Genomic DNA, 25,356 nt, shown 5'->3' on the forward strand with positions numbered 1-25,356 from the left:
CGATTGGGTGCTTCCCGAGGGAGTTGACGACGGGATGAGCAAAGAGCAGAAGCAGGACGTCCAGGCGGCGATCACGAAGGCGGGGCAAGGGCTCCACCTCCCACGCGCGCAGGGTCACGGCTTCGAGGGTCCGGTCCGGAGCAAGGTGAAGGGCGGGGCCCACACCAAGGCGTCCCTGAAGCGGGCCGGCACTCCCCAGGGCGACCGGATCGGCGAGCGCAGCAGAGGCCTCAGCTGACCGGCGCGGCCCGACGCGCCGCCTGCCCCGATCACGACGCACTTCGCCCTCCCGGCCCGGCCGGGAGGGCTTCCGTCCGCGCCGGCCGGGTCCCGCCTAGCCCCGCCCCTCCTCCGTGTCCTCCCCGTCCTCCCCGTCGTCCTCCTCGTGCAGGTCCTCGGTCCGCCGCCGCAGGTTCTCGATGTCGGTGGTGAGGCCGATCAGGATCCGGTTCAGCTCCTTGAGGCCGGGCAGCGGGATCACCGGGGTGTGGGCGCCCACCTCGGGCTCCAGCAGCTTGAGCCGCTCCAGCGCGTCGTGGGCGGCCGCCAGGCTCGTGCGCAGGACGTCGCGGTCGTCGGCCGCCCGCTGGCTCGCGGGCCGGCCGTCCAGGCCCGCGGGCGCCAGGAAGACGGCCGCGGCACCCGGCCCGCCGCCCCCGTCCGCCGCTCCCTCCGACGAGGCGGCGCCGGTGCCGGCGGCGGCGTCCGGCGCGCCGGCATCCGCCCCCGTCCCGGCTCCGGCCCCCGCCCCCGCCCCGGCGGCCGCCTTCGCCGGCTTCGCCCGCTTCTCGTCGGACGCGGCGACCACGTCCCACTGGTACAGCTGCTCCGGGACCCCGTTCTCGTCCCGGGCGATCCTGTCCGGCTGCGCCAGGTCCACCCGGAAGTGCACGTACGCCCGGCCCACGGCCCCGACGTCCGGATCCTTGCGGATCAGCTGGCGCAGGGTGACGGCGTTCTCGGGCAGGGCGTCGGCCCGGAAGGCGTTCGCCGCCAGCGCGAGGGTCCACAGGCCCAGCTCGTTGTCCTGCCGGGACAGGTCCTGGACCACCTGGTTCACGTCCGAGCGGAACGGGACCCCGCCCTTCTCCTTCGCGGCGCCCAGCGCCGAACCGACGTTGCGCGTCAGCAGCTTGTCCGCGATCAGGGCGATGCCCCCGGCGACCGCCAGGGTGCAGCGCGCGTTCAGGTCCCCCTGCGAGGCCGGCCCGATCAGCGAGGTGAAGTCGCCGGTGGGGACGGGGTCCCAGTCCAGCATCACGTCGTCGGTGAGGACACCGCCGTTGTTCCACGCGTTCCGGGCCTGCTTGGTCACGGCCCGCTTGTGACTGCGCCACGGCAGGTCGACCAGCGGCCCCAGGAGTTCCGCGAACCCCTTCGGCCCCATCCGCCGCCCGCCCTTGATGGTCTTGGCCTGGTCCTTCAGCTGCTCGAACAGCCCGGCCCGGGTGAGCGCGTGGACGAGGTAGACGCTGCGCCACAGCGGGGTGCCGGGGATGGTGTGGTCGCGGAACGCGGTGGGCAGCTCGCCGGGCGAGGTCCGGCCGACGGCGAGCCCGTAGACGGCCTGGAGGTCCTCGGCCGGGACCAGCGAATCGCCCTGCTGGATGACCCGCTTGAGGGCGCGGGTGATGACCTCGACGTGCTGGGCCGCGGCGTCCCACTGCTTGAAGTCGACGTGGACGCTCGCGAGGATCGAGCGGATCGCGTCGTCGAAGAGGTCCTGCGGGGCCAGCGGGTGGCCGGGGTGGTGCCGGGCGCCCACCGCGATCTGCGCGGGCACCACGAAGGTCTGGGCGATCTGCGCGGCCCGCAGTCCGGGCTCCAGCAGACCCATCTCGTGCGCGAACTCCTTGCGGATGCCCTCGCGCCACTGCTCCCGGTGCTCGGCCAGCCGCTCGTCGAGCGCGGGCGCGGCCTCACCGGCGTCCGGGCGGATGCCGCCGAAGAGCGATCCGACCGCGTGCGTCGCCGTCTTGGCGGCGTCGGCGTCCGGGCCGGCGAGTACGTTCCAGGCGCTGGCCAGCCGGGTGATGCCGTCGCGGACGACCAGGCCGTGGAAGGACGGGGTGCCGTCCTCGAAGGTGACCTCGACCGGGTGCGTGATCAGGCTCCTGGTCACCTTGCGGGCCAGGATGGAGGAGGCGTAACTGTTGATCGACAGGGTGCCGTGCAGGGTCTGCCAGACGTGGTCCTTCAGGTGGCCGAAGTCCTTGTACCGGTAGCGCACGACGGCGCACGGCTGCCCGTCCCGCGTGAGCCCCTCCACCTGCGGATCGGGTACCTCGTTGACCTCCATGCCGGTCCGGGGCTGGATGCCCGGCAGCAGTTCGCTCAGGTGCACCCGGGTGACCACCGAACGCAGCGTGGCGCCCTCGACGTTCTCCTCCAGCAGCAGCCCGCCCGGATCCCGCGGGGACGTCCGCAGCTGCAGGGCGATGCCCTCGGGCATGGTGGTCGCCCGCGCTATGGCCCGCCAGGCCCCGTCGGGCAGCAGGGCCTGCGGGTTGGCGGCACCGGCGGCGATGACCTCCCCCTGCGCGGAGGGCTCGCCGGGGGCCGGGAGGTCGTGATCGATGCTGGAGACGATGACGGACTCGGAGCCCCAGGTGACGGTGAGGGACCGGGGGGTGTTCACGGGCATGGGCAGGTGACCTCCGAAGCTAGTTGATTCATAAAGATTCAAGCTCTAAAGTCTGAAATCCGCTCACAGCAGCTGGTCCCGCGCGAGGACGTACTTCTCGAACAGCCCGGGCAGCGGATTCCGGCCGCTCCGGTCGAGGGACGCGTACGCGGAGGCGATCAGCACCGCCTGCGCCAGCGGATGGCTCGCGGCCATGACCCACACGGACGCGTTCTCGGACGTGGGGAGCCGCCGGGGAAAGGTGATCAGCCCGAGGCTTTCGAGTTCCTGAGTGATCTGATGACTCAGATCGGCACTGAGCCGGTTGCGATCCGGGGCCGCGCACTGCTTGATGAGCCGCATCGAGATTTCCTTGACGCCACCGTCGAGCGCGACTCCACCGACAATCGCATCGATGTTGAGCTTCATGGCCGAGAACACTAAAAGCGGAACACCCCACCGGCCCAGTGCTGTTCCGGTCACCTTGCCGCCTGCGCTGGCCTGAACTCCGTCGAACAGAAATGCGGCGCACCGCACCGCGCCGCTAAAACCGCAGAATTAATTCTGTTAATCCCGACGGGCGGGCAGCGAAACGGCCCGGAGCGCGATCGCTCCGGGCCGTTCTGTGGTGCCCCCGGCAGGATTCGAACCTGCGACACCCGCTTTAGGAGAGCGGTGCTCTATCCCCTGAGCTACGAAGGCGTGGCCGCCACGAGGGCAGCCCAGGGACAGGGTAGCGGATCAGGGCGGGGCTCCGCGGCTGGGTTTCGAGGAGGTCCCGAGGCGCGACACGCGCCCGCCGGGAGCGGCGGGTCAGTAGTCGACGCGGTCGGACTTGGCCAGCCAGGCGTTGAACGGGGCCGTGCGGGTCGGGAGCTCCAGCTGCTCGACCGGCGTCGGCCACAGCGACGCGGGCTTCTTCTCGAACAGCTCGTAGAACTTGAGGTCGTCGAAGCCGGCCACCGCCGCGTCGTGCCGGTCGGCGCAGTAGAGGATCCGGTCGACGCGCGCCCAGAGGGCCGAGGTGAGGCACATCGGACAGGGCTCGCACGAGGTGATCAGGACGCAGCCTTCGAGGGAGAACGTGCCCAGCTCCTTGCAGGCGGCGCGCATCGCGCTCACCTCGGCGTGCGCGGTCGGGTCCAGGGTGGCGGTCACCTGGTTGTTCCCGACGGCGACGATCTCGCTGCCCTTGGCCACCAGGGCGCCGAACGGACCGCCGCCGTTGGCCACGCTGTTGGTGGCCAGGTTGATGGCCTCGTCCATCCAGGCGCGCTGGAGTTCCTGGATTCTGATCTCTTCGGTGTACGCGGTCATGATCGCTCCTTTTGGAGAAGGTGGGGGACTTTCCGGATGCTCTGCCCGTGCGGAACACACATCCGGGGCAACTGGTGGGGTCCGCGGAGACCGTCGCCGTGAGGCCCCGGGGGGCGCGGGGGCTCGGCCGGAATCTGCGTCGTCCGGGTCAAGGCGTCGGGTCCTTCGGCGTACGGCATGGCTGGGGTCGTACGCGCAGGTGGACTCCGGTGTTCCTGGGGTGCGGGCGGAGGCCGGGCGGGCCGATGGGGCGGGTGGCGGTCGGGCGGGGCGTGCGGTGGCCGCGTGCCGGTCCTGCCGAGCGGACCTCGGCCGGGACCGGGTCCTCCGTCGGTCGGACGGGGTTCCGTGGGGGCCGGAGGGCTTCGCGCCGGGCCGGCATCGCTTCCGGTCGGATCCGTCCGAAGGGGGATGCGGGCGCCGACTCCCGTGGATGACGGACGTCGGATTCCGCGTTGAGGGTGACGTCCGGACCGGGGCAGGCGAATACGACGCTCGGACCGGATAACGTCTCAGTCAAGGCTTTCCCTTCGTTCCGCGAGATGTCAGGAAGAGCGAGTTCCTGGCCGGAATTCGGGCATCACACGAACGCCTCTCGCATGTGGCCGCCGTGCGGGCACGACGGCCACAACCCCCCGCTGCATTGCGACTTGTGAGGAGTACACAGCCAACCGGCCGGAGTCAGCTAGGGGGCAAAGACATGAAAACTTCGCAGGTTGAGACCGTCTCTTCGTAGGGTTCTACGAATGTTGGTCCGCTCGTCATGTCGCCCCTGGCGAATACTCCAGCGGCCCGACCTGCGGTGGGGGTTCAGGGCCCGGCGGGCGGCCGCGCCCGCCGGAGCGGGGGGAGCGGGAACGGGTGCGGCCGCGCGATATGGCGTGATCGCGTCATCGGATGCGCCCGTGCCGCCCGCGTGGGTGATGTGCGGCCGGCGATGCCGTCGGCCGCCCCCGCCGGGGGTGGACGGCGTGACGGCGTCCGCGGGCCGGGAGCGGCCCCTTGGAGATACGTATGAGGTCCGGAGCGCTCGCGGTGCCGTCCCTGGGTGGATCCTCCGTGGCGAGGGCGGGCGTCAGAAGCGCAGGGCCGCCGCGATCGGGAGGTGGTCGCTCGGGGTGCGCGGGAGGGTCCACGCCGAGACCGGGGTCAGGCCGCTGACGAGGATCTGGTCGATCCGGGCCACCGGCAGCGCCGCCGGCCAGCTGAAGCCGAAGCCCGCGCCCGCCGCCTGGGCGGAGGTGAAACGGTTCGTCACCCCCGCCAGGGCACTGTCGTCCGTGGTGCCGTTGAGGTCCCCCATGAGGACGGCCGGCCCCTCCGGACCCTCCCGCAGCACGGCGTCCAGGCGGCCGGCCGCCGCGTCGCGCCGCCCGGTGGTGAAACCGCCCACGCCCAGCCGGACCGAGGGCAGGTGGGCGACGTAGACGGTGACGGGCCCGCGCGGGGTGTCCGCCGTGGCGCGCAGCACCAGCCGCCACGGCACCACGGGCGTCGCGGTCACCCCGCGCAGCGGGAAGGTGCTCCAGAGCCCGACCGTGCCCTCGACCGCGTGGTACGGGTGACTCCGTGCCAGCGCCCGTTCGTACGCGCCCCTCGCGGGCGGCGTCAGCTCCTCCAGCGCGATCAGCTGAGCCCCGGACGCGGCGACGGCCCGCGCGGTGCCCGCCGGGTCGGGGTTGGCGTCGTCCACGTTGTGGGTGGCCACGGTGAGGTCGGCCGGGCCGCCGGTGCTCCGGTCCCCGGCCAGGGTGCGCCCGTGGAGCAGGCCCCACACCAGCGCGGCCACCAGGACGGCGCCGAGCGCGAGGCGGGAACGCCGCAGCAGGGCGGCCGCCAGCAGCGGCACCACCAGCAGCCCGGTCCACGGCAGGAAGGTCTCCACGAGACTCCGGACGTGCCCGGCCGCCGCCCCGCCCGGGAGCAGGCGGTGCAGCGGCATCACGAGGGCGGCGAGGACCGCGAGGGCCGCGGTGATCCCCCCGCGGCGGCGGCCGGCGGGAGGGGCCGCAGGCCCGGAGCGCGTGGTCACGTACGGGAGGACGCCCGTGCGCCCCGCCGGGTTCTCGCGCGGCGGCGCCCCCTCACACCCCCATCGGGGTGTGCAGCTCCACGGTGATCTCCACCTCCACGGGGGCGTCCAGCGGCAGCACCGCCACCCCGACCGCACTGCGCGCGTGGATGCCCGCGTCGCCGAAGGCCGTACCGAGCAGCTCGCTCGCGCCGTTGACCACGCCCGGCTGCCCGGTGAAGTCGGGGGTGCTGGCCACGAAGCCGACCACCTTCACCACCCGCTTCACGGCGGACAGGTCCCCGGCCACCGACGCGACGGCGGCCAGCGCGTTCAGCGCGCACCGCCGCGCCAGCTCCTTGGCCTGTTCGGCGCCGACCTCGGCCCCGACCTTGCCGGTCACCGGCAGGGCGCCGTCCACCATGGGCAGCTGGCCGGAGGTGTGGACGTAGTGCCCGCTGACGACCGCCGGTACGTACACGGCGACGGGTGCGGGGGCGGGCGGGAGCTCCAGCCCGGCCGCGGCCAGGCGCTCTTCGGGGGTGGTGGGGGTGGCGGTCACGACGGGCTCCTCGGGGGGAAGCGGATCAGTGGTCCGACCATGCCCGCATCCCGCGCCGAAAGCGGGTGAAAGCGTTCCGCCATCAGGGTGGGATCCGGCGGCGGCCCGCCGCCGTCCGCCCGTCCGTCCGCCCGTCCGCCCGCCCCCCTCACGGCCGCGTCACGCGCACCTGGTAGCTGCCGTCGCGCAGTTCGCCCACCACCGAGACGCTGATCCCCGCCTTCTCGTCGGTGAAGGTCTCGCCCGGCCGGTACGGGGCGTCCGACAGCTCCGCGTGCACGTTGGGCCGCCGCGTACAGCCGCCGCTCCCGGTCACGCTGTCCGCGACCGTCACCGGGCCGCGTCCGGTGTCCACCTCGGAGTCCACCTTGTAGATGAGGACGCCGGGCTTGCAGATTGCCTCGTCGTTCCCGGCCCGGGTGCGGACCTCCACCGCGTACCCGGCGCTCTCCGAGAGCGGGACGAAGGCCAGCTTGGTGCCGCCCTCGACGGCCAGCGGCGTCAGGACGTGGTCGCTGACCCCCGACTTCGAGGCGCAGCTGACCTGCGAGCCGTCGAGCCAGCCCAGCTTCCACTTGTGCCAGCCGAGGAGGTCGTTGTTGGCTCCCCAGTCCTCGCTCATGATGTCCCAGTGGCCGACCGTGCCGCCCCCGTCCGGGGTGTAGAGGTCGGGCAGCCCGAAGACGTGCCCGTTCTCGTGCGGGAGCACCCGGTAGCCGGTCTCCCGGTAGGTCCCGGAGCCGTCGTCCTGCCGGCTGTAGACGAAGGACGTGTTCGCGAGCGGCACCCCGTCGGCCATCGGCGCCTCTCCGTTGCCGGAGAAGGTGACCGACAGGACGGTGTCCAGGGCGGACGGTCCGGCGTTCGGGGTGACCAGGATGTTGATCAGGTCGTACCGGCTGAAGTCCACCTCGGAGTCGGCGGCCCGCGCGATGTGCTCCACGAGCTGGCGGTAGCCGGGCTCGTACGCGGAGCCCCGCTCGATCCCGTACGCCGCGAAGGGCATCGGCATCCGCAGCCAGTTCCGTATCGGGGCCTCGGCCCGGTAGGTGAGCCGCCCGTAGGAGCTGGTGCGGAACCAGTCGGAGGTCTGGGGGAAGAACTCCGCCAGCCGGTCCAGTGCCGAGCCCTCGCCCTTGGCGTCCGGGAAGTCGATCATCAGGTTCAGCGCGCGGACCTCACCGGTCGAGCGGGAGTACCCGGGCGGCGTCGGCAGTCCCTCCGACATCTGGACCCCCATCGTCCCGGCGATCCGGCAGGGCGCCAGGACGGACTCCGCGCTCGACGCGACCGGGCCGGAGGCCGAGTGGCTGCGGCCGGATATGCCGGTGCTGGCGGTGGCGGTGACGCCCAGGGCCAGTGCCGTCAGGCCGATGTAGGCGCTGGTGCGGCAGGGTCTGCGTATCCGGTGGCGGGTCTGCGGCATGGAGATCGCCTTCGGGTCCGCGGCAGTCGGCCGGGTCCGGACTGCGCTCTGTGCGCTCACCCTCCGTCGGCCGCGGCGCACCCGCCCGTCGGAAGCGCCCAAACGAGACGAAACAGCCCAAATTTATATGTGATCGGGGTCACACTCAAGAGTGAAATAACCGGGGACGCAATCCCCGTTTGCATGGGAGTCCCGCTAAGCGGGGACCGGCTCCCCGTTTGGTGGCGCCGATTGGCCCGTACGAGTACCGCCACCAGCCCCAGGGAGGCCCCGGATGAAGAGCTCCGCCCGTACGCCCGCGGCGACCGCCCCCGAGGCGTCCGTGGACCTCGGCGCGGCCCCCGGCTGCTCAGCCGCGGCGGCTCCTGCCGCAGCCCCCGGCCGGGTCCCGAAGCCGCGCGCCGACGCCGTGCGCAACCGGGAGCGGATCCTGGCGGCCGCCCGCGAGATGCTGGTGGAAACCGGCGCGGAGGCGCCGCTCGACGAGATCGCCCGCCGGGCGGGCGTCGGCAACGCCACCCTCTACCGGCACTTCCCCGACCGGTCCGCGCTCGTCCACCACGTGGTGCTCTACGTGATGGACCGGGTCACGGCCCAGGCCGAGGACTCCCTGGCAGAGGAGGTGGACGCGTTCGCCGCGCTCTGCCGCTTCACGCACGCCGCGGCCGACGAGCGGATCGGCGCCCTGTGCCCCATGCTCGCCGCCGGCTTCGACCGCGAACACCCCGAACTCCTCGCCGCCCGCGACGCGTTGGAGACCGCCGTGGAAACCCTGGTCGCCACCGGCCAGCGCGACGGGCTGCTGCGCACCGACATCGGCGTGGGCGACCTGATGGTGGCCCTGTCCCAGCTCAGCCGCCCCCTGCCGGGGACGGACTGCGGGGGCGCGGACCGCTTCGTCCACCGCCACCTCCAGCTCTTCCTCGACGGGCTGCGGGCCCCAGCCCGCTCCCAACTGCCGGGCGCCGCAGCCACGTTGCAAGACCTGAGGCGTAAAACCATGTGACGCGACCACCCCGCATCCCCTAGCTTCGACACCGCATTTCGGTCCTTTCATTTCTCAGTAGTTCTTTTCAGTCATTCCGCACAGTGAAGTGGGTACCCCCATGTCCAAAACAGCCGCGGCCCCCGCGCCGGCCGGCGCCGATCCCAGTCGCTGGAAGGCCCTGGTCTTCATCGCGCTGGCGCAGCTGATGGTCGTCCTCGACGCGACCATCGTGAACATCGCGCTCCCCTCCGCCCAGACCGACCTCGGCATCTCGGACGGCAACCGCCAGTGGGTCATCACCGCGTACGCGCTGGCCTTCGGCGGACTGCTGCTCTTCGGCGGCCGCATCGCCGACAAGTGGGGCCGCAAGAACGCGTTCATCACCGGCCTCGCCGGCTTCGCCCTGGCCTCCGCGCTGGGCGGCGCCGCGACCGGTGAGGCGATGATGCTGGGCGCCCGCGCCCTGCAGGGCGCCTTCGGCGCGCTGCTCGCCCCGGCCGCGCTCTCCCTGCTGGCCGTCACCTTCACCGACGCCAAGGAGCGCGCCAAGGCCTTCGGCATCTACGGGGCGATCGCGGGCGGCGGCGGCGCCGTCGGCCTGATCCTCGGCGGCTTCCTGACCGAGTACCTCAACTGGCGCTGGACCTTCTTCGTCAACATCCCCTTCGCGATCGTCGCGGCCGCCGGTGCCTGGATGGTCATCCGCGAGCCGGCCGGCTCCCGCAACGCCGCCCGCCTCGACGTCCCCGGCGTGATCCTCTCGACCCTCGGGCTGGTCTCGCTCGTCTACGGCTTCACCCGCGCCGAGTCCGCGGGCTGGTCGGACGCGATCACCGTGTCCCTGTTCGTCGCCTCCGCGGTGCTGCTGCTGGCCTTCGTCGCCGTCGAGTCCAAGGTGAAGTCCCCGCTGCTGCCGCTGCGCGTGCTGCTGGAGCGCAACCGCGGCGGGGTCTACCTCTCGCTGGGTCTCGCCGTCATCGCGATGTTCGGCCTGTTCCTCTTCCTCACCTACTACCTCCAGGTCGTGAAGGGCTTCTCGCCCGTCAAGACCGGCTTCGCCTTCCTGCCGATGATCGCGGGCATGATCACGGGCTCCACCCAGATCGGCGCCCGCCTGATGACCCGCGTCGCGCCGCGGCTGCTGATGGGGCCGGGCTTCCTGCTCGCCGGCGCCGGCATGCTGCTGCTGACCCAGCTGGAGGTCGGCTCCTCCTACCCGGCGCTGATCCTGCCGGCGCAGCTGCTGCTGGGCCTGGGCATGGGCACCGCCTTCATGCCGGCCATGTCCCTGGCCACGTACGGGGTGAACCCGGCCGACGCCGGTGTGGCCTCGGCCATGGTCAACACCTCCCAGCAGGTCGGCGGCGCGATCGGCACCGCCCTGCTGAACACCATCGCCGCCTCGGCGACCACCGCGTACCTGACCGACCACGCGGCCCAGGCCGCGGCGGGCGGCGAGGCCGGGAAGCTGGTCCAGGCCCAGGCCATGGTGGAGGGCTACTCCACCGCCATCTGGTGGGCCGTCGGCATCCTGGTGATCAGCGCGACCATCGCGTTCACCCTGATCAACACGGGCCGTCCCGGCTCCGGCGGCCCGGTGGCCGGCGGCGCGGGCGCCGACTCCGAGGACGCCGAGTTCAAGGTCCCGGTGATCGCCCACTGACGGGGGCGCCACCGGTACGGGAATGACTGATCACCCCGCTTCGTTCAAATTTGAACGAAGCGGGGTTAGTCTTTGTGGAGCGGCCCGCGCCGCCCCGCGGCCCCGCCCCCGAACCGCCCGCCGCGGCCCGCACCGATGACCGAGGAGCGCCCCGATGACCACCGCCACCCCCCGCATGCCGGCGCTGTACCTCAGTCACGGGGCCCCGCCGCTCGCCGACGACCCGCTCTGGCCGTCCGAGCTCGCCGCCTGGTCCGCGGACCTGCCCCGGCCGCGCGCGATCCTTATGGTCTCCGCGCACTGGGAGGAGGTCCCGCTCGCCCTCGGCGCCGTCGAACCGGTGCCGCTCGTCTACGACTTCTGGGGCTTCCCCGAGCACTACTACCGCGTCCGCTACGGGGCTCCCGGCGCCCCCGGGCTGGCCGCCTCGGTCCGGGGGCTGCTGCGGGCCCCCGGCACCCCCGTCCAGGACATCCCGGACCGCGGCCTGGATCACGGCGCGTACGTCCCGCTGGTGGAGATGTACCCGGAGGCCGACGTGCCGGTGCTCCAGATATCCCTGCCCACCCTGGAGCCGGCCCGGCTCATGGACATCGGCCGCAAGCTGGCCCCACTGCGCGACGAGGGCGTACTGATCGTCGGCAGCGGCTTCTTCACGCACAACCTGGCCGCCCTGCGGCACACCGGCCCCGGCGTGCCCGGCTGGTCGGCGGAGTTCGACGCGTGGGGCCGCGAGTCCCTGGCCGCCCGCGACGTCGACGCCCTGCTCGACTTCGAGACCAAGTCCCCGGCGGGCCGCCTCGCCCACCCGCGTACGGAACACTTCGCCCCGCTCTTCGTCACCCTCGGCGCCGCCGAAGACGACCTCCACGCCCAGCGGACCCCGGTGGACGGCTTCTGGATGGGCCTCTCGAAGCGCTCCCTCCAGTTCGGCTAGGCCCCCTTCGGCCAGGCCCCCGGCGGGGCCCGGTGGCCGGCGCGCGCGCCGGCACGGCGCTTGCGGGTGCGGTCGCAGGGCCGGTCAGGGGGTGAAACATCCCACTTGTGACGGATTCGGGCATTCGATCGCCAGTCCAGGCAACCGGGGGCCGGTGCGGACCGTCTTCAGGGGTGGAAGTGCGGCCGGGAGCGGTGCCGCGTCTGGGTGAAAAGCGCCCCACGGATGTGACGGCGGTCTCACGGGGGCGGTGGCCGGGCCGGCCGGCGAGGGTGTGCGCGATGGCCTTCGTCTCCGCTCTGACCTGCGCATCCACCGGCTCTTGCGAGGGTTCTGTCAGCTCCGTGTAAAGAGTGGCGGGGCAGGATACTGCAAGATCTCGAAGAACAGGGACCGACTGGGGAATTCTGTCCCGATTCCAGTCGTTGTTTCCTTCGGAAGCGGGCACTCGGGAGAGTGTCCGAGGACGCACCGCGACCGACTCACCGCATCGCAAGGGAGCACGCATGGCAACCCGCGCCGTCGCCCGTCGTCAGTCCACGAGCAGCGCCCGCGCTGTGGGCGGGGAGATCGCCGATCGCGACCTGGTCGGCATGTACCTCGACGAGATCGCGCGCACCCCGCTGCTCGACGCCGCCAAGGAAGTGGAGCTCTCGCAGATCATCGAGGCGGGCGTCTACGCCCGGCAGATCCTCGACGAGGCGACGCCGCGCGAGGGGGAGTCCCCCGCGCGCGAGGAGCTGGAGGCCCTGGCCGCCGAGGGCGAGCGCGCCAAGGAGGTCTTCATCCGCTCCAACCTCCGTCTGGTCGTGGCCGTGGCCCGCCGCTACCCGCGCAGCGGCCTGCCCCTCCTCGACCTCATCCAGGAGGGCAACGCCGGCCTGGTGCGCGCCGTCGAGAAGTTCGACTACGCCAAGGGCTTCAAGTTCTCCACGTACGCCACGTGGTGGATCCGCCAGGCCATCACCCGTTCCATCGCCGACCAGTCCCGCACCATCCGCCTCCCCGTCCACCTGGTCGAGGAGCTCGGCCGGATCCGCCGGGTGCAGCGCGAGTTCAACCGCGAGAACGGCCGCGACCCGGAGCACGCCGAGATCGCCGCCGAACTCGACTCCACCGAGAAGCGCGTCGGCGACGTCCTGGACTGGGCGCGCGACCCGGTCAGCCTCAACATGTCGGTGGACGACGAGGGTGACACCCAGTTCGGCGACCTCCTGGAGGACACCTCGGCGATCTCGCCCGAGCAGTCCGTGCTCTCGCTGCTGCGCAGCGAGGAGCTGGAGGACCTCCTCGGCAAGCTGGACCAGCGCACGGCGTCCATCATCAAGATGCGGTACGGCATCGAGGACGGCCGCGAGCGGACCCTGACCGAGGTCGGCAAGCAGCACGGCCTCACCCGCGAGCGGATCCGCCAGATCGAGAAGCACGCGCTGCTCGAACTCAAGCGCATGGCCCGCGACACCGGCTTCGACGCCGTGGCCTGACCGGCCCGCGTCCAGCCCCCCGGACGAGCCCCGGCACCTAACCCCCCCCAGGTGCCGGGGCTCCCTCACGCCCGCCCCGCCCCGTCCCCCTCCGGGCCGCCCGTCCCCGCCGCCGCCCCCGCCCCCGCCGCCAGCCGCCCCGCCAGCGTGCGCGCGCTGCGCACCAGGGACTCCGGCCCGCGCACCGTGAACGGCACCCCCGTCAGCGCCAGCCGCGCCGCCACCCACTCCGGGGCGTCCCCGCTCTCGAAGCACACGCGGGAGCCCTCCCCCTCCGCCACGGCGCTCTCGCGCAGCCACCCCGGCAGCTCCTGCGGCGGCGCCGCGAAGGACACCTCGACCGGGTACGTCTCCCCGCCCTGCAGCCCGCGCCGCACGAACGCGGCCGCCTCCATCGGCAGCTCCCGCGGAACGAACCGGGCCCCCGTCGCGAACGGCTCGCTCACCCGGTCCACCCGGAAGGTGCGCCAGTCCTCCCGCTCCAGGTCGTAGGCCACCAGGTACCAGCGGATCCCGGTGCTCACCAGCCGGTACGGCTCCACCAGCCGCCGCGTACCGGCCCCGTCCCGCGCCCGGTAGGCGAACCGCAGCCGCTCCGGGCCGGCCACCGCCCCCGCCATCGTGGTCAGCGTGCGCGGGTCCACGCTCGGGCCGTCGCCGCGCGTCAGCGCGACCGTCGCCGACTGCAGGGCGCCCACCCGGTGCCGCAGCCGGGCCGGAAGGACCTGTTCCAGCTTCGCCAGCGCCCGTACGGAGGCCTCCTCCACCCCCTCGATCGCGTGCCCGGCCCCCGCCCGCAGCCCCACCGCGATCGCCACCGCCTCCTCGTCGTCGAGCAGCAGCGGCGGCATCGCGGCGCCCGCCACCAGCCGGTACCCGCCCTCCGCGCCCAGCGAGGCCTCCACCGGGTACCCGAGGACGCGCAGCCGCTCGATGTCCCGGCGGATCGTCCGCGCACTCACCTCCAACCGGGCCGCCAGTTCGCTGCCCGGCCATTCGCGGGGGGTCTGGAGCAGGGACAGCAGGGTGAGCAGCCGGGCGGGTGTGTCGTTCATGGATCCAGATTGCCAGCGAATGAGGACACCATCTGACCTACATCCCGTCTAGGTTTCTCTCCATGAGCACCGAGACGTCCACGACATCGCCCGAAAGAACGAACGGGCCCGTACGAGAAGAGCGGAACGCAGACCCGGCCGCAGCAACAGGCTCCCCCGTCGACCCGCGCCGCTGGCTGGCGCTCGCCATCGTGATGACCGCGGCCTTCATGGACCTGGTCGACGTCACGATCGTCAACATCGCGATACCGAGCATGCGCCAGGACTTCGGCGCCTCCACCAGCGCGATCCAGTGGATCACCGCGGGGTACGCCCTCGCCTTCGCGGCGGGCCTGATCACGGGTGGCCGCCTCGGCGACATCTACGGGCGCAAGCGCCTCTTCCTCATCGGGGTCGCCGGCTTCACGGCCGCCTCGCTGCTCTGCGGCATCGCCGCCGACCCCTCCATGCTCGTCGCCTCCCGCATCCTCCAGGGCGCCATGGCGGCCATGATGGTCCCGCAGGTCCTGGCGATCATCCACGTCACCTTCCCGCCGCACGAGCGCGGCAAGGCCTTCGGCATGTTCGGCGCGATCATCGGCCTCGGCGCCGTCTCGGGCCCGATGCTCGGCGCACTGCTCACCGAGTGGAACATCCTCGGCCTCGAATGGCGCCCGATCTTCCTGATCAACCTGCCGGTCGGCATCGCCGCCATCCTCATGGGCCGCGCGTTCATCACCGAGTCCAAGGCCCCCAAGGCCCTGCGCCTCGACCTGGGCGGCGTCGTGCTCGCCACCCTCGCGCTCGTCATGCTGATCTTCCCGCTCACCCACGGCCGGGAGAACGACTGGCCGCTGTGGGGCTTCGTCTGTATGGGCCTGGCGCCGGTCGTCTTCGCCGCGTTCGTCCTCTACGAGAAGTACAAGATCCGCAAGGACGGTTCCCCGCTCGTCGAGCTGTCCCTCTTCAAGGTCAAGAGCTTCGCCGGCGGCATCGCCGTCCAGCTGACCTTCGGCATCGCGACCGGCATCTTCTTCCTCGTCTGGACCCTCTACATGCAGATGGGCCTCGGCTGGAGCGCCCTGCGCGCGGGCACCACCGGCATCCCCTTCTCGATCGCCGTCTCGGTGGCCGCGGGCATCTCCGTCCAGAAGCTCGTCCCACGCTTCGGCCGCAAGGTGCTCCAGGCCGGCGCGCTCCTCATGGCCGCCGGTCTGCTCCTCTACATCTGGGAGTCCGACCACTACGGCATGGCCATCGCCTCCTGGCAGATGGCGGCCCCGCTGGTCGTCATGGGCCTGGGCATGGGCCTGATCGTGGCGCCGCTCACCGACACCGTGCTCTCCCAGGTGCCGCGCGAGCACGCCGGATCCGCCTCCGGCCTGATCAACACCACCGGCCAGATGGGCAACGCCCTCGGCCTCGGCCTGACCTCCGTCGTCTTCTTCGGTGTGCTCGACGACGACATGATCTACGGCCCGCCCTACGTCGAGGCCTTCCGCAGCGCCCTGTGGTGGGTCGTGGCCGTCCTCGTCCTGATCTTCGCGGTGATGTTCCTGCTGCCGCGCAAGCAGGTCCCGATGGCCGACCAGCAGCGCGAGTACGAGAACGAGAACGGGAACGGGAGCGGCGGCGAGGACGCGGCCGAACCGGCCCCGGTCCCGGCGGCCTAGACCCCGGTCCCGGCGGCCTAGACCCCGGTCCCGGCCGCCTGGACCCCGGTCCCGGCCGCCTGGACCCCGGTCCCGGCCGCCTGGACCCCGGCTCCGCGCACGGACATGCCCGCCTTCACCGGCGGGCATGTCCGTTTCGTTTGGTTATATCCCCCATGTGCAGGTACCGTCGACTGCGAGGTCACACAACCGGGCATCGAACGGACGTAAACCCACATGTACGCACCCGAGCGCCAGCAGGAGATCCTGCGCCTCGCACGCGAAGCCGGACGGGTCGACGTGCTCTCCCTCGCCGAGCGGTTCCAGGTCACCTCCGAGACCGTCCGCCGCGACCTCACGGCCCTCGACCGCGCCGGGCTGCTGCGCCGCGTGCACGGCGGCGCCATCCCGGCCGGCCGGCTCGCCTTCGAACCCGACCTCACCTCCCGCGAGACCGCCGCCCCCGACGAGAAGGACCGCATCGCCGCCGCAGCCCTCGCCCGGCTCCCCGTCGGCGGCAGCGTCATCCTCGACGCCGGCAGCACCGTCGCCCGCGTCGCGGCCGGGATGGCCCGCATGGAGACCCTGACGCTCACCGTGGTCACCCACGCCCTGCCCGTCGCCGCCGGACTCGCCGACCACGCCGGCGTCGACCTCCACCTCGTGGGCGGCCGCGTCCGCCACCGCACCCTCGCCGCCGTCGACGCCTGGGCCCTGCGCGCCTACTCCGAGATCCGCGCCGACGTCCTCTTCCTCGCGACCAACGGCTTCACCGCCGAGGTCGGCCTGACCACCCCCGACCCCGCCGAGGCCGCCGTCAAACGGGCCGCGATCGCCGCCGCCCGCCGGGTGGTGCTCCTCGCCGACTCGGCCAAGGCCGGCCAGGAACGCTTCTCCCGCTTCGGCTCCTTCGCCGACGTGGACGTCCTCATCACCGATACCGGGCTCGACCCGGCCCACCAGGCCCCGATCGAGGCCGCCGGTACGGAAGTCGTGCTCGTATGATCCTCACCGTCACCCCCAACCCCTCCCTCGACCGGACCTACGAGGTCCCCGCGCTGGTCCGGGGCGAGGTGCACCGCGCCGCCCGGGAACGCGTCGACCCCGGCGGCAAGGGGGTCAACGTCGCGCGGGCCGTCGCCGCGGCCGGGGTGCGCACCACCGCCGTCCTCCCCCTCGGCGGCGCCCCCGGCGCCCTGCTCGCCGAACTCCTCGGCGCCCAGGGCGTGGACGTCACCGCCGTCTCCATCGCCGGAACGACCCGGTCGAACATCGCGGTCGCCGAACCCGACGGCACCCTCACGAAGATCAACTCCGAGGGGCCGGAGCTCACCGCGGCCGAGTCGGCCCTCCTCCTCGACACCGTGCGCACCTGCTCGGCCGGCGCCGCCTGGATCGCCTGCTGCGGCAGCCTGCCGCGCGGCCTGGAGCCCCGGTGGTACGCCGAGGCCGTCGCCGCCGCCCACCGGGCGGGCGCCCGCATCGCCGTCGACACCTCCGGGGCCGCCCTGCTGGCCTCCCTGGAGGCCCGCCCGGAGGTCGTCAAGCCCAACGCGGCGGAGCTCGCCGAGGCGGTGGGCCGCCCCCTGGCCACCCTGGGGGACGCGGTCAAGGCCGCCGAGGAACTGGTCGGCCTGGGCGCCGGCGCCGTCCTGGCCTCCCTCGGCCGACGCGGCCAGCTCCTGGTCTCCCGGGACGGAGCCTTCCACGGCACGGCCCCCGTCACGGCGGTCCGCAGCGACGTCGGCGCCGGCGACGCCTCCCTGGCGGGCTTCCTGATCGCGGGAGGCACCGGCCCCGCCGCCCTCGCCTCCGCCCTGGCCCACGGGGCGGCCGCCGTACAGCTCCCGGGCAGCGCCGTACCGACGCCCGCGGACCTGCGCCCCGAGGCGGTCCGCGTCACCGCGGACCCGCCGCTGGACCTCCCCCTGACCGAAGCCTGACCGGAGCCGGGGGAGCCGGGGAGCCTGGGGAGCCGGACTAGCGGACCCGGGTGCGCAGTTCCATCGCCCCGCGCGCGGCGGCCTCGCTCTCGTAGACCTCGCACATGTGGCGGCCGTCCGGCGTGGCCGTGTGCTCGACCTCCCACAGGCTGAGCTCCGTCCCGTCGAGCAGCACGAAGGAGTGCTCGTACAGGCTGAAACCGGCGTCCCGGCCGTCGGCCAGGCACTGGCGGCCGCCGAACGCCTGGGTGATCTGGTGCGCGTACGCCGAGCGCAGCAGCGTCGCCACCCGCTCCCCGGGACGGTCGGCGTTCTCCGCCCGCCGCAGCACCCGGCGGGCGTGGTCGGCCGACTGCTCCACCGTGTACTCGCGGTGCCGCTCCTGCGGCGAGGCCGCGAACAGGGAGCCGAGGAGCGCCAGATCGCGCTCGGTCCCGTCCTCGTCCTCACCCTCCCCGAGCGGCGACAGCGCGCCGTCCGACGGGGTCTCACCGAAGACCCGGGCCACCGCGAGCCGGAGCCCGTCCTTGTCCGGGTACACCTCGCACCGGGTGCTGCGGTCGCCCTTCAGCCGGTAGGCCAGCTCCCAGAGGGAGACGGCGGTGCCGTCGGGCAGCAGGTAGGTGTGCCGGTGGGTCTCCCGCCACAGCCCCGCCGACGGGCTGTGGTGCGTGGTGTACAGCGAAGAGCTGTGGGCGAGCGCCGTCCCCAGGCGCTCGACCAGCGCGTCCGGCAGGTCGAAGGAGTTGAGGGCGCGGCCCAGGAGTCGGTCGAGGTGCGCCTCGGTTGTCTCGTACGGATCGCTCAAGGTGGGTCTCCAGGCCGTCGCAGCTTGTCACTTCGCGGAAGCACAACGTAGCCCCTGGCTCTGACATCACGTCCGGGGTTCGGTAAAACGTCCGGGAAGTATCAGGGGTTCCCACCACACCTTCAGGTCAACTTGCTCATGCCTGGGCAGGGTTGGCCCCGATATGGGGTGATCGGAGGGAATATGGGCGGCATGGCAACGAATACACTGAGCGTCCCGCGCCAGCAGCGCCGCTCCGGCACCCGCCCCGAGGACGAACCGGCCCCGCCGTCAAAGGCGTTGGCCTGGCTGCTGGCGATCACCGGGGCCGCCGGACTGCTGGCCTCCTGGGTGATCACCCTCGACAAGTTCCTCCTGCTGGAGGACCCGGACTTCAAACCCGCGTGCAGCCTCAACCCGGTGGTCTCCTGCGGCAGCGTGATGAAGAGCGAGCAGGCCGCCGCGTTCGGCTTCCCCAACCCGATGCTCGGGCTGGCCGCCTACGCCGTCGTGGTCTGCGTCGCCGCGGGCCTGCTGGCCGGGGCCCGCTACCGCGGCTGGTTCTGGCTGGGACTGAACGCCGGCACCCTCTTCGGCACCGGCTTCTGCGCCTGGCTGATGGTGCAGTCGCTCTACGAGATCAACGCCCTGTGCCTGTGGTGCTGCCTGGCCTGGGCGGCGACGCTGCTGATGTTCTGGGCGGTCACGGCGTACACCGTCCGTACGGGGATCCTGCCCGCCCCCGGCCCGCTGCGGACCTTCTTCGCGGACTTCGGCTGGGCGCCGCCCGCGCTGCACCTGGGCGTGATCGGCATGCTGGTCCTCACCCGGTGGTGGGACTTCTGGACCGGCTGACCGCGACTCCGGCTCCGCACGCGCGGGGGCCCCGGCGGCTGGACGCCGCCGGGGCCCCGTCATTTCGCTCCACGGGCGCCGTGGCCCGGACCGGGAGGGGGAGCGGTGATCAGCTGCCGACCGAGGCGTTGCCGGACAGCACCGGGATGTTGTCCAGGATGTGCGAGAGCGGCTCGTCGCCCTTGGCCTGGGTGGAGTTCTCGGTGCACTGCTGGTTCTGCGGGTTGGACAGGACGTTGATGTCCTGGACGCCGATGTTGAGCAGGGCGATCAGCGACTGGGCGTTGACCTTGGCGGGCAGGCCGATGCAGGGCTTGTTCAGGCTGCCCTGGACCAGGCCGAGCTGCGGGCTGAGGTCGCCCTCGGTCTTCTGGTTGCCATAGATCTGCTGCGCACCGTTGCCGTTGACGGTGTTGATCCCGTTGTCGTTGCCGATGGCCATGGCCGGGGTCGCGATGGCGGCGCCCGCCCCGACGGCGACGGCGGAGACCGCGGCGGCGGTCATGATCTTCTTGAACATCAGTAGGTCCTTCTTTCGCACGAGTGCCCACGTGTGGAGCGCCCTGGTCAACTGGCCCGCCGGGGGGTTGGTTCCGCCCCTTCACTCAATCGGCCCGATCCCGCGGTGCTTTTCCCCGGCCCGGGTGAGCCCGTCCCGGACGCCTGCGCGAAGCCCGTACGCAGCCCCTGCGACCGGGCGCGCGCCCGAGGTCCGGTTGCGCTCCGTACGAGGGGTTCGCACGGTGGGTGAAGAAACGGATCACCGTGTTCCGCTTTCGTGCGACCACAGAAGGAAGCCCCCCATGCACCGCACCAAGCCGTCCCGCTCCCGCGTCCTCGTCCCGTCGGCCCTCGCGGTCGTCATACTGTCCGGCGCGGCCGCTCCCGCGGGCGCCGCGGACGGTTCCGGTGCCGCCGTCACCGAACGGGTGGCCTCCGTGCAGCGGCAGGTGGAGAGGATCGAGGAGCGGGCCGCGGCCGGCCCCGTCGACGACCTCCTCGCCGGCCTCACCAAGACGCTGGAGGACCTCCTGAAGTCCCTCACGGCCCTGCTGCCGGCCGGGGTGAGCCTGCCGCCGATCCAGCTGCCGAAACTGCCCGCCCTGCCGGACATCCCGGGGCTGCCGGACCTCAAGCTCCCGGCGGTCGAGCTCCCCAAGCTCCCGGTCACGGTTCCGGCCCTGCCGGCGACTCCGGCCGTCCCGCCGGTGGACACCCTGGTGCCCGCGATCCCGGCGATCCCGGCGATTCCCGACATCCCATTGCGCAACTAGCCCGCGGAGGGGGCCGGTTCCGGGCCCGATGGTTACGACTATTGGGCTGAACAGGTCAGATCCGGCCCGGAACCGTGTCGTCTCGGGTGGTGGACCGTTTCGCTCGGTGTGAGCCCCGGGATCGGGGCAGGACATCGAAGAGAAGGTGCACTTCCCATGAACTCTGCTGCCAAGAAGGCCGCCGTGGCCCTGGCCTCCGCCGGTCTCGCCGTTGCCGGTGCCGCGGGCGCCGCGTCCGCCGACTCCTCGGCCGAAGGTGCGGCCGTGGGTTCCCCCGGTGTTCTCTCGGGCAACCTGGCCCAGGTCCCGGTCCACATCCCGGTCAACGTCTGCGGCAACTCCGTGAACGTCATCGGCCTGCTGAACCCCGCGTTCGGCAACGTCTGCGTCAACGACTGACGTTCGTCCCAGTCGGCGCCACACGACCGTGGGCGCCACCGGCCTCGCCGGTGGCGCCCACGGTCACGTCCGGGACCGGTTCACTGGCCGCCGTTGAGCTTCACCCCGCCGAGCAGCGGGGAGGCCTGGGTGGCGCCGTTCGCCAGACCGAGGACCTCGCCGGGGGCGTTGTTGCGGATGGTGTTGACCTTCTGGACGGTGCCGACGGCCTTGTCGACCGTCTGGCCCTGCTCGGCCAGCCCGTTGCCCACCGTCTGCGGGAGCGACTCGGTGACGGGACCCGCGGCGTTCAGCACCTCGGTCAGCCCGCCCGTCGCGCTCATGGGGGGCATCGAGGCCGGGGCGTCGGCGGCGAAGGCGGGGGCCGCGGCGCCGAGGGCGGCGACGGAGCCGACGACGACAGCGGCGACCTGGGAGAGCTTCATTATCGAAAATCCTCATTCTTTTCGAGGGCAGAGGCGTCAGCGGCGACCGTCGTGCCGCTTTCGTCCTGGGTAACGATTACCCGCCGCTGCGGAAACGCGAACGGGACGCACGGCAGCGGCCGGAGAATCCGTCAAGGGATTCCCCGGCCGATATTTCTTCCGATTCTTCTGATTCTTGTGATTACCGGTATTCCCGGCCGGGCGGACTCAGGCGATCCGGGACCGCCGGTAGAGGATCGCGCCGCCGAGGACCAGGGCCGTGGCGAGGGCGGCCGCGGCTCCCGCCGGGCCGGACCCGGTAGCGGCCAGCTCCGGTGCCGGAGCCGTCGCGAGGGCGGGTGCCGGAGCCGTCGCCGGGCCCGGCGCGGGGGCGGCGGTCACCGGGGGAGCCGGCGCGGGGACGGGAGCGGGCGCCGGGGGCAGGTGCACCGGGAAGTCACCGGCGGGGGCCGCCGGGGGCTGGTCGACCGCGGGCACGGTCTGCGCAGCCGGTACGGGGGCGGGCGCGGGGCGCTCCACGGGCTGGCTGCCGTGCGGCGGCCGGGGAGCGGGCGCCTCCTCCTGCGCGGCGGGGGGCGCGGGGGCCGGCGCCGGGACGGGCGCGGGGAGGGTGTGCGGCTGCTCCTCGGGGCGCTCCTCGGGCAGCGGGGGCCGGGGGGCCTCCCGGACCGGGGGAGGGACGGGCGCCGGGAGGGTGTGCGGCTGCTCCTGCGGCTGCGGCCGCGGGGCGGGTGCCTGCGCTTCCGGGACGTGCGGGGCCGGGGCGGGGGCCGGGTGTTCCGCGGCCGGGGCCGGCCGGGGCGCGGGGTGCGGGTGCGGGTGCGGCTGGGGCTTCGGCTGCGGCGTGTGCGGCGGCGTGTGCTGCTGCTCGTGCTGGGGCTTGGGCTGCGCGTGGTGCGGGGCGGGGGCCTGCGGGGCCGGGTGGGGCGCGGGGTGCTCGGCGTGGGGCGCGGGCTGCGGGGGGTGGTCGTCGCACTCCTCCTCGCCCTGCGGGCCCCGGTCCTCGTCCCCGGGGCCGTAGCCGCCCCGGTCCTCGTGCCGGTCCTGCCCGGGGCGGGGCGCCGCGTGCCGGGGGGCGTGCGCGCGGGGCTCCTCGGGGCCGCGGTCCCCGTAGCCCTGTTCCCCGTAGCCGCGTTCCTCGTCCTGGCGCTGTGCGGGCAGCGCGTGCCGGCCGCCCCGGTGCTGCGCGCGCTCGTCGCGCTCGTCGAGGTAGCGCTCCAGGGCCGCGGAGTTCTCGGGGCTCAGGTAGCGCTCGTAGTCGTGGCCGGCGTCGGAGCCGGTCGTGCTGACGCAGGTGTTCCCCATCGCGGGGTTGAGCGCCGCACCGCCGTCCACGCTGTTGCCGCACACGTTGGGCGCGAACGTGATCGGTACCGAGACGCTGTTGCCGGACAGCACGCCCGGCGAACGCGAGGCCTCGGACATCGCCCCGGGATGCGCGTAGGCCGCACCGGCCGCGATGGACAGCAGGCTGGAGGCGGCCGCCGCCGTGAGCACCCCCTTGCCGAGTACCTGTCGGCTCAGTACCTGTCGCATGGGTCCTTCCCTGTCTACCGGCGCGGGGGCCGGTGCTCAATCGAAGACGGCCTCGGAGTGCACCGCCGTGCACTCCGAGGCCGTCCGAGGAGGTCTGCCCTGGTGCGGGCGCTGCGTCAGGCGTTGACGCAGGTGTTGCCGAACGCGGGGTTCAGCAGCGCGATCACGTTGACGGTGTTGCCGCAGACGTTCACCGGGACGTGCACCGGGACCTGGACGAGGTTGCCGGACAGCACGCCCGGGGAGCCGACCGCCTGGCCCGCGGCGCCCGCGTCGGCCATGGCGGGGGCGGCGGCACCGGCGGCCATCAGGATGCCGGCGGCCAGCACGACTGCCTTCTTGTAAGTCATTTGATTTCAATCCTTCCCGCAGAGGTGTATCCGCTGCACAAATAACAACGAGCGGCCCGGGGAAAAGAAACCGGGATTTTTCGCAGGGTGTCGACGAATTCACCCCGATGGTCCGGCCGCTCGCCGTGCAATTCCCGCCCCTATTTGCGGTGACGGAATTGATGGGGGCCCGACATGCGGCGAGGCCGCCGCGACCCTGGGGTGCGGCGGCCTCGCTGGCGCGGGGCGCTGGGTGCGGTCAGCTGCCGGCGGAGGCGTTGCCGGAGAGGACCGGGATGTTGTCCAGGATGTGCGAGAGGGCCTCGTCGCCCTTGGCCTGGGTGGAGTTCTCGGTGCACTGCTGGTTCTGCGGGCTGGACAGGACCGGGATGTCCTGGACGCCGACGTTGACGAGGGCCAGCACCGACTGGACGTTGGCCTTCGCGGGCAGGGCGATGCAGGGCTTGTTGAAGGAGCCCTGGATCAGCGCCATCTGCGGGCTCATGTTGCCGTAGGTGGCCTGGTTGCCGTAGATCTGCGCGGAGTTGTTGCCGTTGACGGTGTTGATGCCGTTGTCGTTCCCGATGGCCATCGCCTGAGGGGCCATGGCGGCACCGAGACCCACGACGGAGGCGGCAACCGCTGCGCCGGCCACAAACTTCTTGATCATTATCATCCCTTTTTTGCAGGATTGCCCGGTACAGGAGCACCCGGATCAACGGCCCGCCCCCGGCCCGGGTTGCGTGACTTCACCCGGATGCCGCCGTTTCGGACGGCGCGGTTGACGCTCAGGCGTTCACCCGGGCGTCCGCCCGTCTCCGTTTTCGCTTTCGGTTCGAACAATGGTGCAAGCGATAACGACGCGCCCGACATGAGGGTGCGTGTTATCGCCCAAAAGGCCGTAAGAGCGAGTCCGGCGTGATTTCCAGCCTGATTTCTGACAAAGTGCACTCCTGTTTTGTCCCCTTGATCGAAAATGGAGACAGGTCATGGGTTCCTCCCGCAGAATCCTCGGCACAGTCGGCCTGCTGTCCTGCCTCACGCTTTCCGCACTCGTCCCCGTGGCGGACGCCGCCGCGCCCGCCCCCGCCCCCTCCGCCGTCCGCGAATCGCCCCGGGTCCCCTTCACGCAGCGTTACCAGGCCGTCCAGCACGGCGGCGTGGTGCGGGCCTCCAACTCCTCGATCAGCTGCCGCTCCGCCGAGTCCCCCCAGGCCGAGCCGTGTCCGGAGGTGCAGAAGGGCGCGGCCGGGGTCAACGGCGACTTCGAGATGTTCTACGACGAGGTCGACAAGGACCCCGACACCTACAACTCCACCCGGGCCGAACTCCGGGTGCCGCAGGGCGCGAAGGTCTCGTACGCCCGTCTGTACTGGGGCGGGAACCTGCGCGTGGGCGAGCAGAAGCCGCCCGAGGACAACGGCCGGGTCCTGGTCGCCGAACCGGGCGGCGCCTACAAGGCGGTCCTCGCCGACACCGTGGTCGGCCACCACACCGACGCGGGCAGCGACGCCTACCAGGCCTCCGCCGACGTGACCCCGATGGTGCGCAAGGGGGGCGCCGGGATGTGGACGGTCGCCCAGCTCAACATCGCCATGGGGCACTCGGAGGTGGGCGCCTGGGGCGGCTGGACCCTGGTCGTGGCGTACGAACACCCCCAGGAGCCGCTGCGCCGGATCTCCCTGTGGGACGGCTTCGAGTCGCTGGCCGCCGGGGCCGGTGAGGCCGCCGGGGAGACGGTGGAGATCGCGGGGCTGAACGCGCCGGCCGGGTCGGCGGGGCGCGCCGGGGTGGTCGCGTACGACGGGGACCGCGGGACCCTGGGGGACTCGCTGACGGTGACCGCCGACAGCGGCCGCCGGATCAGCATCAGCGATGCCGAAAACCCTTTCAATGATGTGATGAATTCTACGATCACAGAATTCGGACGCCCCTCGTTCGTGCGACAGCCCGAACATATGAATAACCTCGGATATGACGCGGACGTGTTCGATCTGAGCCCCGCCCTGTCCGGAGGCGCCCGCACCCTGAACTTCAGGTTCACGGGCGAAAGCCAGGGTCAATTCCTCGGTGTGCTCTTCGTTCAGACAGACGCGCGCCGCTGAACGCAG

Annotated in this window: 25 protein-coding genes and 1 tRNA gene; 12 read left to right on the top strand and 14 right to left on the bottom strand. The window is 72.4% G+C overall.

Features of this window, described 5'->3' with window-relative positions; genetic code table 11:
* Window positions 1-34 precede the first annotated feature (34 nt).
* Window positions 35-238 carry a hypothetical protein gene (locus SLAV_RS21820; protein WP_234333674.1) on the top strand — a complete coding sequence of 68 codons (204 nt, stop codon included), beginning with the start codon at window positions 35-37 and terminating at the stop codon, window positions 236-238.
* Window positions 239-334: 96 nt separating this feature from the next.
* On the opposite strand, the gene SLAV_RS21825 is transcribed toward SLAV_RS21820, so the two are convergent.
* From SLAV_RS21825 to SLAV_RS21855, 7 genes are all read right to left on the bottom strand, one after another.
* Window positions 335-2,644 (bottom strand): hypothetical protein, encoded by a 2,310-nt coding sequence (locus SLAV_RS21825; RefSeq protein ID WP_100660935.1) that lies wholly within the window; start codon window positions 2,642-2,644, stop codon window positions 335-337.
* Window positions 2,645-2,707: 63 nt separating this feature from the next.
* Window positions 2,708-3,052, bottom strand: a complete 345-nt coding sequence (locus SLAV_RS21830) for a hypothetical protein (protein WP_030232000.1) — start codon at window positions 3,050-3,052, stop codon at window positions 2,708-2,710.
* 197 nt (window positions 3,053-3,249) lie between these two features.
* Window positions 3,250-3,325 (bottom strand) — tRNA-Arg (locus SLAV_RS21835).
* A 111-nt stretch (window positions 3,326-3,436) separates the two neighbouring features.
* Window positions 3,437-3,940, bottom strand: a complete 504-nt coding sequence (locus SLAV_RS21840) for a nucleoside deaminase (RefSeq protein WP_030231998.1) — start codon at window positions 3,938-3,940, stop codon at window positions 3,437-3,439.
* 1,075 nt (window positions 3,941-5,015) lie between these two features.
* Window positions 5,016-5,972: an endonuclease/exonuclease/phosphatase family protein gene (locus tag SLAV_RS21845; protein ID WP_030231996.1), complete on the bottom strand. Its 957-nt coding sequence runs from the start codon at window positions 5,970-5,972 to the stop codon at window positions 5,016-5,018.
* A gap of 52 nt (window positions 5,973-6,024) precedes the next feature.
* On the bottom strand, window positions 6,025-6,513 hold the full coding sequence (locus SLAV_RS21850) for a RidA family protein (protein WP_030231993.1): 489 nt from the start codon (window positions 6,511-6,513) through the stop codon (window positions 6,025-6,027).
* A 148-nt stretch (window positions 6,514-6,661) separates the two neighbouring features.
* Window positions 6,662-7,939 (bottom strand): M6 family metalloprotease domain-containing protein, encoded by a 1,278-nt coding sequence (locus SLAV_RS21855; protein WP_030231990.1) that lies wholly within the window; start codon window positions 7,937-7,939, stop codon window positions 6,662-6,664.
* Window positions 7,940-8,213: 274 nt separating this feature from the next.
* On the opposite strand from SLAV_RS21855, the gene SLAV_RS21860 reads away from it, so the two are divergent.
* The 4 genes from SLAV_RS21860 to SLAV_RS21875 all read left to right on the top strand — a co-directional run bounded on the left by SLAV_RS21860 (window position 8,214) and on the right by SLAV_RS21875 (window position 13,011).
* Window positions 8,214-8,945, top strand: coding sequence for a TetR/AcrR family transcriptional regulator (locus SLAV_RS21860; protein ID WP_037687597.1), 732 nt, complete (start codon window positions 8,214-8,216; stop codon window positions 8,943-8,945).
* Between the two features lie 100 nt (window positions 8,946-9,045).
* Window positions 9,046-10,590: an MFS transporter gene (locus tag SLAV_RS21865; RefSeq protein WP_030231986.1), complete on the top strand. Its 1,545-nt coding sequence runs from the start codon at window positions 9,046-9,048 to the stop codon at window positions 10,588-10,590.
* Between the two features lie 154 nt (window positions 10,591-10,744).
* Complete coding sequence (locus tag SLAV_RS21870; RefSeq protein ID WP_030231983.1) at window positions 10,745-11,527, top strand: dioxygenase family protein; 783 nt, start codon at window positions 10,745-10,747, stop codon at window positions 11,525-11,527.
* Between the two features lie 506 nt (window positions 11,528-12,033).
* Window positions 12,034-13,011, top strand: coding sequence for a sigma-70 family RNA polymerase sigma factor (locus SLAV_RS21875; RefSeq protein WP_030231980.1), 978 nt, complete (start codon window positions 12,034-12,036; stop codon window positions 13,009-13,011).
* A 65-nt stretch (window positions 13,012-13,076) separates the two neighbouring features.
* Here the strand turns inward: SLAV_RS21875 and SLAV_RS21880 are convergent, their stop codons facing one another.
* The gene (locus SLAV_RS21880) at window positions 13,077-14,066 is read right to left on the bottom strand and encodes a helix-turn-helix transcriptional regulator (RefSeq protein WP_100660936.1); all 990 of its coding nucleotides are present in this window, start codon (window positions 14,064-14,066) and stop codon (window positions 13,077-13,079) included.
* 62 nt (window positions 14,067-14,128) lie between these two features.
* Between SLAV_RS21880 and SLAV_RS21885 the strand changes: the two genes are divergently transcribed.
* The 3 genes from SLAV_RS21885 (at window position 14,129) to pfkB (ending at window position 17,640) form a co-directional block, all read left to right on the top strand.
* Window positions 14,129-15,718 carry an MFS transporter gene (locus SLAV_RS21885; RefSeq protein WP_078950615.1) on the top strand — a complete coding sequence of 530 codons (1,590 nt, stop codon included), beginning with the start codon at window positions 14,129-14,131 and terminating at the stop codon, window positions 15,716-15,718.
* A 216-nt stretch (window positions 15,719-15,934) separates the two neighbouring features.
* Complete coding sequence (locus tag SLAV_RS21890) at window positions 15,935-16,702, top strand: DeoR/GlpR family DNA-binding transcription regulator (protein ID WP_030238863.1); 768 nt, start codon at window positions 15,935-15,937, stop codon at window positions 16,700-16,702.
* The gene (gene pfkB, locus SLAV_RS21895; RefSeq protein ID WP_030238860.1) at window positions 16,699-17,640 is read left to right on the top strand and encodes a 1-phosphofructokinase; all 942 of its coding nucleotides are present in this window, start codon (window positions 16,699-16,701) and stop codon (window positions 17,638-17,640) included. Before SLAV_RS21890 ends, pfkB begins: the two co-directional genes overlap by 4 nt.
* A gap of 37 nt (window positions 17,641-17,677) precedes the next feature.
* Here pfkB and SLAV_RS21900 read toward each other — a convergent pair whose 3' ends face one another.
* Window positions 17,678-18,448, bottom strand: coding sequence for a DUF6227 family protein (locus SLAV_RS21900; protein WP_030238859.1), 771 nt, complete (start codon window positions 18,446-18,448; stop codon window positions 17,678-17,680).
* A 183-nt stretch (window positions 18,449-18,631) separates the two neighbouring features.
* Here SLAV_RS21900 and SLAV_RS21905 point away from each other — a divergent pair, with 183 nt between their 5' ends.
* On the top strand, window positions 18,632-19,282 hold the full coding sequence (locus tag SLAV_RS21905) for a vitamin K epoxide reductase family protein (protein ID WP_391386454.1): 651 nt from the start codon (window positions 18,632-18,634) through the stop codon (window positions 19,280-19,282).
* A gap of 109 nt (window positions 19,283-19,391) precedes the next feature.
* On the opposite strand, the gene SLAV_RS21910 is transcribed toward SLAV_RS21905, so the two are convergent.
* Entirely contained in the window at window positions 19,392-19,802 is a 411-nt protein-coding gene (locus SLAV_RS21910; protein WP_030238854.1) for a rodlin, read from the bottom strand.
* Between the two features lie 283 nt (window positions 19,803-20,085).
* Between SLAV_RS21910 and SLAV_RS21915 the strand changes: the two genes are divergently transcribed.
* Window positions 20,086-20,556 (top strand): hypothetical protein, encoded by a 471-nt coding sequence (locus SLAV_RS21915; protein WP_030238852.1) that lies wholly within the window; start codon window positions 20,086-20,088, stop codon window positions 20,554-20,556.
* A 156-nt stretch (window positions 20,557-20,712) separates the two neighbouring features.
* Window positions 20,713-20,955: a chaplin gene (locus tag SLAV_RS21920; RefSeq protein ID WP_030238850.1), complete on the top strand. Its 243-nt coding sequence runs from the start codon at window positions 20,713-20,715 to the stop codon at window positions 20,953-20,955.
* Between the two features lie 80 nt (window positions 20,956-21,035).
* Here SLAV_RS21920 and SLAV_RS21925 read toward each other — a convergent pair whose 3' ends face one another.
* From SLAV_RS21925 to SLAV_RS21940, 4 genes are all read right to left on the bottom strand, one after another.
* On the bottom strand, window positions 21,036-21,380 hold the full coding sequence (locus tag SLAV_RS21925) for a hypothetical protein (protein WP_030238847.1): 345 nt from the start codon (window positions 21,378-21,380) through the stop codon (window positions 21,036-21,038).
* 207 nt (window positions 21,381-21,587) lie between these two features.
* Complete coding sequence (locus SLAV_RS43200) at window positions 21,588-22,916, bottom strand: chaplin (RefSeq protein ID WP_030238844.1); 1,329 nt, start codon at window positions 22,914-22,916, stop codon at window positions 21,588-21,590.
* 116 nt (window positions 22,917-23,032) lie between these two features.
* Complete coding sequence (locus SLAV_RS21935; protein WP_030238840.1) at window positions 23,033-23,266, bottom strand: chaplin; 234 nt, start codon at window positions 23,264-23,266, stop codon at window positions 23,033-23,035.
* 238 nt (window positions 23,267-23,504) lie between these two features.
* Complete coding sequence (locus SLAV_RS21940) at window positions 23,505-23,915, bottom strand: rodlin (RefSeq protein WP_030238838.1); 411 nt, start codon at window positions 23,913-23,915, stop codon at window positions 23,505-23,507.
* A gap of 319 nt (window positions 23,916-24,234) precedes the next feature.
* On the opposite strand from SLAV_RS21940, the gene SLAV_RS21945 reads away from it, so the two are divergent.
* Window positions 24,235-25,350 carry a hypothetical protein gene (locus SLAV_RS21945; protein WP_030238835.1) on the top strand — a complete coding sequence of 372 codons (1,116 nt, stop codon included), beginning with the start codon at window positions 24,235-24,237 and terminating at the stop codon, window positions 25,348-25,350.
* Window positions 25,351-25,356 lie beyond the last annotated feature (6 nt).

It is taken from the genome of Streptomyces lavendulae subsp. lavendulae (assembly GCF_002803845.1).
Classification (GTDB): Bacteria; Actinomycetota; Actinomycetes; order Streptomycetales; family Streptomycetaceae; genus Streptomyces; species Streptomyces lavendulae.

Excerpts from the sequence above, each read along its gene's own strand:
- SLAV_RS21820 (WP_234333674.1), top strand. The coding sequence starts at position 35 with ATGAGCAAAGAGCAGAAGCAGGACGTCCAGGCGGCGATCACGAAGGCG.
- SLAV_RS21825 (WP_100660935.1), bottom strand. The coding sequence starts at position 2,644 with ATGCCCGTGAACACCCCCCGGTCCCTCACCGTCACCTGGGGCTCCGAG.
- SLAV_RS21830 (WP_030232000.1), bottom strand. The coding sequence starts at position 3,052 with ATGAAGCTCAACATCGATGCGATTGTCGGTGGAGTCGCGCTCGACGGT.
- SLAV_RS21840 (WP_030231998.1), bottom strand. The coding sequence starts at position 3,940 with ATGACCGCGTACACCGAAGAGATCAGAATCCAGGAACTCCAGCGCGCC.
- SLAV_RS21855 (WP_030231990.1), bottom strand. The coding sequence starts at position 7,939 with ATGCCGCAGACCCGCCACCGGATACGCAGACCCTGCCGCACCAGCGCC.
- SLAV_RS21860 (WP_037687597.1), top strand. The coding sequence starts at position 8,214 with ATGAAGAGCTCCGCCCGTACGCCCGCGGCGACCGCCCCCGAGGCGTCC.
- SLAV_RS21865 (WP_030231986.1), top strand. The coding sequence starts at position 9,046 with ATGTCCAAAACAGCCGCGGCCCCCGCGCCGGCCGGCGCCGATCCCAGT.
- SLAV_RS21870 (WP_030231983.1), top strand. The coding sequence starts at position 10,745 with ATGACCACCGCCACCCCCCGCATGCCGGCGCTGTACCTCAGTCACGGG.
- SLAV_RS21875 (WP_030231980.1), top strand. The coding sequence starts at position 12,034 with ATGGCAACCCGCGCCGTCGCCCGTCGTCAGTCCACGAGCAGCGCCCGC.
- SLAV_RS21880 (WP_100660936.1), bottom strand. The coding sequence starts at position 14,066 with ATGAACGACACACCCGCCCGGCTGCTCACCCTGCTGTCCCTGCTCCAG.
- SLAV_RS21885 (WP_078950615.1), top strand. The coding sequence starts at position 14,129 with ATGAGCACCGAGACGTCCACGACATCGCCCGAAAGAACGAACGGGCCC.
- SLAV_RS21890 (WP_030238863.1), top strand. The coding sequence starts at position 15,935 with ATGTACGCACCCGAGCGCCAGCAGGAGATCCTGCGCCTCGCACGCGAA.
- pfkB (WP_030238860.1), top strand. The coding sequence starts at position 16,699 with ATGATCCTCACCGTCACCCCCAACCCCTCCCTCGACCGGACCTACGAG.
- SLAV_RS21905 (WP_391386454.1), top strand. The coding sequence starts at position 18,632 with ATGGGCGGCATGGCAACGAATACACTGAGCGTCCCGCGCCAGCAGCGC.
- SLAV_RS21910 (WP_030238854.1), bottom strand. The coding sequence starts at position 19,802 with ATGTTCAAGAAGATCATGACCGCCGCCGCGGTCTCCGCCGTCGCCGTC.
- SLAV_RS21915 (WP_030238852.1), top strand. The coding sequence starts at position 20,086 with ATGCACCGCACCAAGCCGTCCCGCTCCCGCGTCCTCGTCCCGTCGGCC.
- SLAV_RS21920 (WP_030238850.1), top strand. The coding sequence starts at position 20,713 with ATGAACTCTGCTGCCAAGAAGGCCGCCGTGGCCCTGGCCTCCGCCGGT.
- SLAV_RS21925 (WP_030238847.1), bottom strand. The coding sequence starts at position 21,380 with ATGAAGCTCTCCCAGGTCGCCGCTGTCGTCGTCGGCTCCGTCGCCGCC.
- SLAV_RS43200 (WP_030238844.1), bottom strand. The coding sequence starts at position 22,916 with ATGCGACAGGTACTGAGCCGACAGGTACTCGGCAAGGGGGTGCTCACG.
- SLAV_RS21935 (WP_030238840.1), bottom strand. The coding sequence starts at position 23,266 with ATGACTTACAAGAAGGCAGTCGTGCTGGCCGCCGGCATCCTGATGGCC.
- SLAV_RS21940 (WP_030238838.1), bottom strand. The coding sequence starts at position 23,915 with ATGATCAAGAAGTTTGTGGCCGGCGCAGCGGTTGCCGCCTCCGTCGTG.
- SLAV_RS21945 (WP_030238835.1), top strand. The coding sequence starts at position 24,235 with ATGGGTTCCTCCCGCAGAATCCTCGGCACAGTCGGCCTGCTGTCCTGC.